This is a genomic window from Microbacterium sp. NPDC091382 (genome assembly GCF_044757025.1).
GTDB lineage: Bacteria > Actinomycetota > Actinomycetes > Actinomycetales > Microbacteriaceae > Microbacterium.
Window position 1 is genome coordinate 1,021,812 of sequence record NZ_JBIVUD010000001.1, and the last position, 9,806, is coordinate 1,031,617.

At 71.0% G+C, this 9,806-nt stretch carries 8 protein-coding genes; 4 read left to right on the forward strand and 4 right to left on the reverse strand.

The window, feature by feature from the left end; all coding sequences use genetic code 11:
- The first annotated feature begins 2 nt into the window (after window positions 1–2).
- From ACIQLK_RS04920 to ACIQLK_RS04930, 3 genes are read left to right on the forward strand one after another with little or no spacing between them, the layout of a single operon-like run.
- A complete protein-coding gene (locus tag ACIQLK_RS04920) occupies window positions 3–620 on the forward strand; it encodes a PadR family transcriptional regulator (RefSeq protein ID WP_400363179.1) in 618 nt (205 codons plus the stop codon).
- Complete coding sequence (locus tag ACIQLK_RS04925) at window positions 617–1,336, forward strand: ABC transporter ATP-binding protein (RefSeq protein ID WP_400363180.1); 720 nt, start codon at window positions 617–619, stop codon at window positions 1,334–1,336. Before ACIQLK_RS04920 ends, ACIQLK_RS04925 begins: the two co-directional genes overlap by 4 nt.
- Window positions 1,333–4,182: an FtsX-like permease family protein gene (locus tag ACIQLK_RS04930; RefSeq protein WP_400363181.1), complete on the forward strand. Its 2,850-nt coding sequence runs from the start codon at window positions 1,333–1,335 to the stop codon at window positions 4,180–4,182. Before ACIQLK_RS04925 ends, ACIQLK_RS04930 begins: the two co-directional genes overlap by 4 nt.
- Before the next feature lie 15 nt (window positions 4,183–4,197).
- On the opposite strand, the gene ACIQLK_RS04935 is transcribed toward ACIQLK_RS04930, so the two are convergent.
- From ACIQLK_RS04935 to ACIQLK_RS04945, 3 genes are read right to left on the reverse strand one after another with little or no spacing between them, the layout of a single operon-like run.
- Window positions 4,198–5,559 carry a pyridoxal phosphate-dependent decarboxylase family protein gene (locus ACIQLK_RS04935; RefSeq protein WP_400363182.1) on the reverse strand — a complete coding sequence of 454 codons (1,362 nt, stop codon included), beginning with the start codon at window positions 5,557–5,559 and terminating at the stop codon, window positions 4,198–4,200.
- Window positions 5,556–7,268 carry an amidase gene (locus ACIQLK_RS04940; protein ID WP_400363183.1) on the reverse strand — a complete coding sequence of 571 codons (1,713 nt, stop codon included), beginning with the start codon at window positions 7,266–7,268 and terminating at the stop codon, window positions 5,556–5,558. Before ACIQLK_RS04940 ends, ACIQLK_RS04935 begins: the two co-directional genes overlap by 4 nt.
- On the reverse strand, window positions 7,265–8,299 hold the full coding sequence (locus tag ACIQLK_RS04945; RefSeq protein ID WP_400363867.1) for an agmatine/peptidylarginine deiminase: 1,035 nt from the start codon (window positions 8,297–8,299) through the stop codon (window positions 7,265–7,267). Before ACIQLK_RS04945 ends, ACIQLK_RS04940 begins: the two co-directional genes overlap by 4 nt.
- 65 nt (window positions 8,300–8,364) lie before the next feature.
- Between ACIQLK_RS04945 and ACIQLK_RS04950 the strand changes: the two genes are divergently transcribed.
- Complete coding sequence (locus ACIQLK_RS04950; RefSeq protein ID WP_400363184.1) at window positions 8,365–8,988, forward strand: TetR family transcriptional regulator C-terminal domain-containing protein; 624 nt, start codon at window positions 8,365–8,367, stop codon at window positions 8,986–8,988.
- A 127-nt stretch (window positions 8,989–9,115) separates the two neighbouring features.
- On the opposite strand, the gene ACIQLK_RS04955 is transcribed toward ACIQLK_RS04950, so the two are convergent.
- On the reverse strand, window positions 9,116–9,583 hold the full coding sequence (locus tag ACIQLK_RS04955) for a hypothetical protein (protein ID WP_400363185.1): 468 nt from the start codon (window positions 9,581–9,583) through the stop codon (window positions 9,116–9,118).
- Between the last annotated feature and the right edge of the window lie 223 nt (window positions 9,584–9,806).

The following is a 9,806-nucleotide window of genomic DNA, read 5'->3' on the forward strand; positions in this document are numbered from 1 at the left end:
CGATGTCGGTACGACAGAGCCTGCTGGCGATCCTGGATCAGGGTCCCTGCTACGGCTACCAGCTGCGGGCGGAGTTCGACCGCCGCACCGGGTCGACGTGGCCCCTCAACGTGGGTCAGATCTACAACACGCTCGACCGGCTCGAGCGCGACGGCCTCGTGGAGAAAGGCGACGTCGACGAGCAGGGCCACGTTTACTGGCAGATCACGGATGCCGGATCAGCCGAGGTGCAGGCCTGGCTCGACGCTCCCGTCGAGCGTGCGCAGGGAACGCGCGACGAACTCGCGATCAAGCTCGCGGTCGCCGCGACCCTGCCCGGCGTCGACCTCGGCGCCGTCATCCAGCGACAGCGTTCGGCGTCGCTGCGTCAGCTTCAGGAACTCAATCGGGCGAAGTACGCCGGGTCCAATCCCGACGGTCCCGAGGAGCTCGCCTGGTCGCTCGTCGTCGATTCGATGATCTTCGCGGCCGAGGCCGAGACCCGATGGCTCGATCACACCGAGCAGCGGCTCGCGCGGCATCCGCATCGTACGATGGGGCTCGAGCTGTCCACAGAGACTCCCAAACGGGGGAGGCCCGCCAAATCCGAGGCGAGCGACACCGAGGCGGTCGTCGGATGAGCGCCGCCGTTCTGCAGCTGGTGGGGGTCACGCAGCAGTACGGCGAGGGCGAGACGAGCGTCTCAGCACTGTCAGGCGTCGATCTGACGGTCGACAAGGGTGAGCTCGTCGCGATCATGGGAGCGTCCGGTTCGGGCAAATCCACGCTCCTGTCGATCGCGGGCGGGTTGCAGAAGCCCACCAGCGGCGAAGTCGTCGTCGAGGGGACCTACCTCTCGACGGCGACACGTCGCGACCTCGCGCAGCTTCGGCGGCGCTCCCTGGGTTTCGTCTTCCAGGACTTCAATCTCATCCCGACCCTCACGGCCGTCGAGAACGTGACGCTGCCGCTCGAGCTCGACGGCTTCCGAGCCCGGGTGGCGCGCCGTGCGGGTCGGGATGCCCTCGCCTCGGTGGGGCTCGAGGACAAGCTCGATTCCTACCCCGACGACCTGTCGGGAGGTCAGCAGCAGCGCGTGGCGATCGCCCGTGCCGTGGTCGGCGGGCGCCGGCTGATCCTCGCCGACGAACCGACCGGCGCGCTCGACTCGGTGACGGGGGAGGCGGTCATGAAGATGATCCGGCACCGCGTCGACCAGGGGGCTGCCGGCATCCTCGTCACCCATGAGCCGCGGCACGCCGCGTGGGCCGACCGGATCGTGTTCCTTCGAGACGGCCGCATCATCGACGAGTCTCAGCGCCGCGGCGCCGACGCGCTCCTGTCGGACGCGCGATGACCGCGGTGCAGGACCGACCCCGAGCGGATGCCGGGGCGCGGCGTCGCGCCGAGCAGCCGAAGTCCTCGCGCACCGCGCGCATGCGGGTGTCCGTGCGCATCGCGCGGCGTCAGGTGCGGCGCACGTGGGTGTCGTCGTTGCTGATCATGGCGCTCATCGCGCTACCGATCGCCGGGATGGCGGGGGTGGCGGTGTTCGTCTCGAGCACGTTTTCGACCGCCGCCGAGCGGGTGGATGTCGAACTCGGGCGGATGGAGGCCTGGGTCGCGCCGCTCGGTACCGCGGACGCGGGGTTCTGGCAGGTCCCGACCGACCCGTATTCGTCCGGATACGGCAGCAGCTGGGCGACCGGGCAAGAGCAGATCACCGCTGTCGACCCGGCCTCGGCGCTGCCGGCCGGAACGGAGATCGTGAAGGTCTCGGAGGGGCGCGAACGCATCGCGACAGCGACGGGGATCGCTGCCGTCCCCGCATGGGCCGGCGACGTCGGCGACCCTCGGTTCGCCGGTCGCTTCGAGGTGACCTCGGGCTCGGCGCCGAAGGCCGCAGATGAGGTCATGGTCACTCCCGCGACGCTCGAGCGGGTCGGGGTGTCGCTCGGTGGTCGACTCGAACTCGTCGACTCCGCCGAGACGGTCACCATCGTCGGCACGTTCGACGACGCGACGCGCCCCGACGCCGACAGTGCTGTGGCGTTCGCCGACGCTGACCGTTTCGAGGAAGCGAAGTGGTACCTCCCCGAGACCCCGGTCTCGTGGTCGCAGATCCAGGCGCTCAACATGGACGGTCTGGGCGTCTACTCGCGCGAGGTCGTGCTCGATCCGCCGAGCTTCACCTATCCCGACGGCAGCGAGCCGTGGACCGCTGAGACCGGGGCGACGCAGGGACTCCTCGCGCTCGCCAGTGCGCTCGCTGCGGGTGGCCTCGCGGCGGGATACATGGTCGTGATGCTGGCGGGTGCGGCGTTCGCGGTGAGCGCGCGGCGTCAGCAGCGGGCGCTCGCGATCGCGGCGAGCGTCGGGGCCGAGCCGCGTGATCTGCGCAGCGTCGTCCTGCTCCAAGGCACGGTCCTCGGGTTGGTGGGCGGGCTCATCGGCATGCTCGCCGGGATCGGACTCGCCGCCATGGTCATGCAGATCGCCGACAACGGTTCCGCCACGCAGTTCTGGGGGTTCCATGTTCCCTGGGCCCTGCTGGTCGGCATCCTCGTCTTCGCGATGCTGGTCGGCACCGCATCCGCCTTCGTCCCAGCGCGCTCGGTGGGCCGGTCCGACACGATCAGCGCGCTCCGCGGGGCGCGGCGCCCGCAGCGGGTAGGCGCGTCTCGTCCCCTCTGGGGTTCGCTCCTCATCCTCATCGGCGCGACCGTCACAGTCCTCTGCGGCCTGGCTGCCGCAGCGGTCGCCACCGACATCAGCCTGGCCTGGGACTCGCCGTTGCGCTGGCTGCCCACGATCGGGATCATCGCAGGCCCCGTGCTCGCGCAGGTCGGCATCCTCATCTCGGGCCGGTGGCTGCTCTGGCTCGCCTCGCGGCTGCTGTCGCGTCTCGGGATCGCGGCGCGCATCGCCGCGAGGGACGCGGTGGCCAACGGCGCGCGGACCGTGCCGGCATTCGCCGCGATAGGTGCGACGGTCTTCGTCGGGGTCTTCGCCGTCGGCCTTGGAATGATGGCGGCGGGTCAATCGGAGCGGACCTATTCCTACACAGCCCCGCTGGGGTCGGCTTACGCCGACATCTCCTCCATGACCGAAACGCCGCTCACCGCGGATGAGGTGGCCTCCGCAACCGGCGAGATCGAGAGCGCGCTGCGCACATCGGGTGCGACGGAGACCGCCCTGGTCCAACGACAGACGGCGGTGTGGGCGGAGAACGAGAACGACATCCCCGCGGACGCCGAGCGAGCCGTTGCCGTCACGCCGGCGTCCTTCCTCATCGGTCAGAATGACCTGGAGGGCGGCTGGACTCACTTCGGCGACCCGAGCAACAACCTTCAGATCATCGCCCCGGACGACCTCCCGATCGTCATGGGGATCAGTCTGTCCGCGTCCGATCGGGCAGCGTACCTCGATGGCGCCGCTCTCGTCGCCGACGAACGGCTCATCGTCGAAGGTGCGATCGAGGTCGCATCCTGGCCGGAACGGGCCTGGCGGTCCGGTCGCGTCCCGGACAATGCGTATGTACCGGCCTCGGGGCAGGACCTGGACGAGCCGTCGTGGCGACGGCAGGTCCCCGCGATCGGCATCGACGCCCGTGAGCAGGGAGTCGCCGTCGCGATCGCGCCGGCCACCGCCAAGGAATGGGGGCTGCGCGTCGCCGTCTCCGGCGTCTACGCCGCGTTCCCCGGTGACGTCGACGTCGCGACCACCGACCGGCTCAACGCGCTCTCGGAGTCGATGAGCACGGACACGTACGGCGTCTGGATCTATCGTGAGACCGGTCCGGCCGATCCGTCCGTCTGGCTCGTCCCCCTTCTCGCCGCGGTCGCCGTCCTCGTCCTCGGCGCGAGCGCCGTCGCGCTGGGCCTCGCTCGGTTCGAGCGGCGGCCCGATGATGCGACGCTCGCCGCGGTCGGCGGCACGCCGGGGCTTCGGCGCCGGATCGGTCTGTGGCAGGGACTCGTGATCGCGGGGTTCGGCACCTTCGCGGGGGCGACCGCCGGCATCCTTCCGCCCATCGGGTTCTGGCTGCAGTCGCAGACGTCCTTCGAGCCGATGAGTCTCGCCGATATTCCGTGGTGGCTGCTCGCCGCCCTCGCCGTAGCTCTGCCGGTCGGCATCGCCGCCGTGAACTGGCTCGTGCCGCCGCGGGAGCCCGAGCTCACGCGGCGCAACGTCATCGCCTGAGCCGGGGCGACCCGCTCAGCGCATCGTGTCCAGGATCCCCACCAGGTCCTCGAACGTGGTGCGGGGGTTCAGGATCGCGAACCGCGCGTTCGTGCGACCGGCGTGGCTCGACGGCGTGACGAAGGCGTGCTGGTCGTCGAGCAGGCGGTTCGACCACGCCGTGTAGTCGTCCTTCGACCAGCCACGCCGTTCGAAGACGACGACGCTGAGCTGCGGACGACGGACGAGCTCGAACTCGTCGCGTGACTCGATCTCGGCGGCGATGCGCTCAGCGAGCGTGATGGAGGACGTGATCGCCTCGCGGTAGACCTCGGCGCCGTACGTCGCGAGCGAGAACCACAGCGGCAGACCCCGTGCGCGGCGCGTGAGGTGCGCGGCGAAGTCCGACGGGCTCCAGTCGCTCGTCTCGGTCAGCGTGTCGAGGTACTCGGCGTGCTGCGTGTGCGCGCGGCGCCCGAGCTCCGGGTCGCGGTAGAGCAGCGCGCATGCGTCGAACGGCGCGAACAACCACTTGTGCGGATCGACGATGAGCGAGTCCGCGTGCTCCACCCCGGCGAAGAAGTGCCGCGCCTCGGGCGAGAGGGCACCGGCGAGCCCGTATGCACCGTCGACGTGCAGCCACACGCCGAGCTCCCGCGTCGCCTCGGCGACGGAGGCGATGTCGTCGACGATGCCGAAGTTCGTCGAGCCCGCGGTCGCGACGACCGCGAACACGCTGTCGCCGTGCTCCTCGAGAGCCGCGCGCACCGCGTCGCCGTGCAGCACTCCGCCGGCATCGGGCGCGACCGTGACGACCTCGACGTCCATGACGCGGGCCGCCGACGCGATCGAGGAGTGCGCCTCGGCCGAGCAGACCACGCGCCACCGGTCTGGACGGATGCCGCGCTCCCGCGCCGTCTCGCGCGCGGCGACGAGCGCCGACAGGTTGCCGAGCGTCCCGCCCTGCACGAACACCCCACCCGCGGTCGCCGGGAGTCCGAACTCGTTCCCGAGCCACCGGAGCACCTCGTTCTCAGCGTGGACGGCGCCCGCGCCCTCGAGCCAGGAGCCGCCGTACAGCGCGCTCGCCGAGACGACGAGATCGAACGCGGCAGCGGCCTTCGACGGCGCGCTCGGGATGAACGACAGGTATCGAGGGTCATCGGTCGTGATGCAGGCCGGCGCCAGCACGTGCTCGAAGATCCCCAGCGCCTTGCGCGCGCCGATGCCCTGTTCGCTGATGGTCACGCCCGCCAGGCGCGCCAGCTCTGCCGGGGGCAGCGGCTTGTCGAGCGGATTGTCGTCGGTGAGGAGGCGCTGCCGGGAGTAATCGAGGACGAGATCGACGATCTGGCGGGTCTCGTCGGTCACGTCGTGCATGCGGGCGGGCTGGGTCATCGGGTCTCCGGGGTGGTGCGGGGGAGCGCGGGTGTGCGCGGCGGTGGCGTCCGGCGGGTACCCAGACGTTCGAAGGCTACGCCGAGGCGCAGCAGGGCGGTGTCGTCATAGGCGCGACCGGCGAAGGTGAGGCCCACCGGCATCCGGGTGTCGCTCATCGTGCCCATCGGAACGGTGACGGTGGGGATGCCGAGGTGTCGGATCGCGAGGTTGCCGTTGGCGATCCACACGCCGTTGCGCCATCCGAGGTCTGCCGACGCGGCATTCACGTCCATGTCGGCGGGTCCCACGTCGGCGACGGCGGGGAAGACGACCGCGTCGAGGCCGGCGGCATCCATCCACTCCTCGAGGTCGGTGCGACGCAACTGTTCGAGAGCACGCAGACCCTCGGCGAGTTCGGGCATGTCGTCGAGCGTCGCGCCGGGGTTCTCGCGCACCCAGCCCGGATACTCGGCGATGTCGTCGTCGAAGCCGGTGTAGCGGTCGGGGAGGGCGCCGGGCGGATACGGGAAGATCGTCGCGCCGTCCACGTCGGCGAGGGTCGAGAGTGCCGGATCGCCGTTGGCGGCGAGGAAGTCGTCCCAGGCCCATGCCGACAGGTCCAGAATCTCGCGGTGCAGGTATCCTTCGGGGACTCGCTCGGCGATGGTCGAAGCGCCGGCTCGGTCGCCCTCGTAGTCGCTCACGACGGGGAAGTCGACCTCGAGGACCGTCGCTCCGGCGGCCTCGAGGTCGGCACGCGCCGCGCGCCACAGCTCGAGGATGGACTCCCGGGTCTCGATTCGCCGGCCGGTCGGACCGCCGATGCCCGTGCCGGTTCCGGCATCCGGGTCGGCGTTGATGTACATGCGGGGGATGCCGAGACGGACCCCCTCGAGCGAGGCGCCCTGCGCGAGCGCCGGGTACGACGCCGGCCTCACGGTCGAGGAGGCGGGAAGCTCGACCCACCGCTGCACCCGCCAGAAATCCCCGCGCGTCTCGGGATCGTCGGCGACGACCACGTCGAGGAGTTCCAGCAGATCGGCTGTCGTCCGCGTGTGCGGCACGACGACGTCCATCGTCGGGACGAGCGGCCAGTTGCCGCGCACCGAGATCACGCCGCGCGAGGGCGTGTACGCGCACAGGGCGTTGTTCGAGGCGGGGCCGCGGCCTGATGACCAGGTCTCCTCGCCGAGGCCGAAGGCCGCGAAGCTCGCCGCCGTCGCGGTGCCCGATCCATTCGACGAGCCGCTGGCAAAGGGCGCCGTGAGCCACTCGGCGTTGTACGGGCTCTCGGCGCGGCCGTACACGCCGCGCTGCATGCCGCCGTTCGCCATCGGCGGCATGTTCGTCAGGCCGAGGCAGATCGCGCCGCCGGCGCGCAGGCGCTCGATCGTGAAGGCGTCACGCTGCGCGACGAGGTCCGCGAAAGCGGGCGACCCGGCCGCCGCGGTGAGCCCTCGCACCAGGAAGCTGTCCTTCGCGGTGTACGGGATGCCGTCGAGCGGACCGAGCGTCTCGCCGCGGGCGCGGCGGGCATCGGATGCCGCAGCCTCGGCGCGCGCGTCGGGGTTCCGCACCACGACGGCGTTCAGCGCCGTCTCGGTCTCCGGTCCGTCGTACGCGTCGATGCGTGCGAGGTAGGCGTCGACGAGGTCGACCGCCGTCGCGGCGCCCGACTCGAGCGCCGCCCTCAGGCCGGCGATCGTCGCCTCGACGACGTCGATCATCGGGTGACCTTCGGCTGCTGCTGCGTGATGCAGTGGATGCCGCCGCCGCGATCGAACAGCGGACGGGCGTCCACGGTGACGACCTCTCGGCCCGGGTAGGCCTCGGCGAGGATCGCCCGCGCCTGCGCGTCGGCGCGCTCCTCGCCGAAGCCGCAGGCGATGACGCCGCCGTTCACGACGAGGTGGTTCACGTAGCTCCAGTCGAGGGGGCCATGGGCGTCGGCGAGGGTCTCAGGCGCGGGCAGGGAGACGATCTCGAAGCGGCGGCCGGCGGCATCCGTCTGCCCGTCGAGCTCGGCGCGCAGTGTCGCGGTGACCGCGTGATCGGGGTGCGACGCGTTGCGCTGATCGTGCAGCAGCAGGCGTCCGGGCGAGGTGATCGTCGCGACGATGTCGACGTGGCCATTCGTGCCCAGGTCGTCGTAGTCGCGCGTGAGCCCCCGGCTCAACCAGACGGCGCGGGTCGCGCCGAGCGTCCGGGCCATCTCCGCCTCGATGCGTGCCCGGTCGGCGAAGGGGTTGCGTCGCGGGTCGAGCTGCACCGTCTGCGTCAGGAGGACGGTGCCCTCGCCGTCGACGTGGATGCCGCCGCCTTCGTTGACGAGCGTGGACGAGACCAGTTCGGCGCCCACCTCGGCCGCGATGATGCGGGCGTGCTCTGCAGAGTCCTTCCACTCGGCCCAGTCGGGCGCTCCCCAGCCGTTGAAGATCCAGTCGACGGCGCCCAGGACGCCAGGCCGCTCATCGTCGACGACGAAGGTGGGGCCGTGGTCCCGCATCCAGAATTCGTCGACGGGAGCCTCGACGACGGTCACGTCGGAGGGGAGCATGCGGCGCGCGCGGGAGACCTCGGTGGGGTCGACGACCATCGTGACCGGTTCGAAGCGGGCGACGGCGGCGGCGACGGCCGTCCAGGTGGCGTAGCCCTCCTCGCGCTCCGCGTCGGTGTCGCCGAGGGTGAACCCCTCGCGAGGGAAGGCCATCCAGGTGCGCTCGTGTGCTGCGGTCTCGCTCGGCATGCGCCAGCCCATGGCGTCTCCCTCGGGTGTCGGGTAGCTTATTGATCGTTTGATCAACAGGGGAGGCTACCGAGGAGATGACCGAGACGTCAACCGTCCGCCGAGCGCGGAAGACCCCCGCCGAGAGGCGCGAGGAAATCGCCCTCGCCGCTCGCGAGATCGCGCTCGCCGACGGTCTCGACGCCGTCACGCTGCGCGCCGTCGCCGCCCGCGTCGGTGTGGCGCCCGGGCTCGTCGCGCATCACGCGGACGGCATGGACGCGCTCGTGGCCGAGGCCTTCGGTGCCGTCGTCGCCGAGGAGCTGCGCGCGGTGCTGGCCGCGATGCGGGTGACGGATGCCGCGACGACGCGTCTCGGCATCCTGCTCGACACCGTGTTCGGTGAGGAGCCGAACGACGTCACGCTCGTCTGGGTGCAGGGGTGGGCGCTGGGTACCCGCAACGAGGAGCTGGCCGTGCGGGTGCGCGCCGAGATGGATGCGTGGCAGCGCGCGCTCGCCGCCGAGATCGACCGCGGCCGCGCGCGCGGGGAGTTCGGCGCCGTCAACGCCGACGCGATCGCCTGGCACCTGCTCGCGATCATCGACGGCCTCGGCGCGCAGGGTCTCGTCCGCTGGCGCGCCGATCCGTCCCGGACCGACCTCACCCGCCGCGCGCTCGCCGCGCTCCTGGGCGTCACGCCCGACGCGCTGCGCGCTTGACCCGACGCCGAGCCGTCGCCGATGGTCGCCCCGCCTCTCGCGAGACGACCATCCGAGACGCCTCGAGCCGACCGGAACGGCGGCCATCCGCGAGAAATGGATGCCGGTAGCGTCGGGTCGGCGGGTGTCAGACCGCGCGGAGCTCCCGAAGGGTGTACTCGGCGGGCAGGCGGTCGTCGCGGTAGTAGGCAATGACCAGCTCTGCGGCCTCGTCGATGGTGAACACTTCGTTCGTATGGACCTGCGTGCCGCGTCGCCCGCTGTCCCAGCGGATCGTCTCGGTTGGTTCTCCCGTTGCGTGGGTACCGGGCTTGCCGACGGTGTAGTGGTGCGCCGTGCCGGTGGCGTCGGTGGAACGGACCTCGATCGTCACGCCTCCGGCGTCACCGGCGCATTGGATGTAGTCCTCTGAGCGAGGCAGGCTCGCGCGCAGGTTGGCTCCCTCGGGCGCGCGCCACAGGCTGAGTGCCCAAAAGGAGGAGCCGTCCATCTGCGCCACGGTGAACCGGATCTGTTCCTCGAACGACCGCAGGTTGTCGATCAGCGGGAATCTGCTCGAGCCGTTCTCCTGGATGATGTGCGTCGGCGTGGTCACGGAACCTCCCGCATGAAGACTTGCACGATCCGGCGGGATGCGCTGCCAACCGGCATCCGGAGCCGCAGTTCGCGTCGGCTCGGTGGCGTCGCGGCGGTCCTCATAAGAAACGTTCAGGATGCCGATCGTCGCCCGGAAACACGCGGGAGACACGAGCTGATCACCCTCCGGGCGGCGGCTCCAGCGGCATCCGGTCCAATCCGATTCGAGGGGTGTTTCCGGA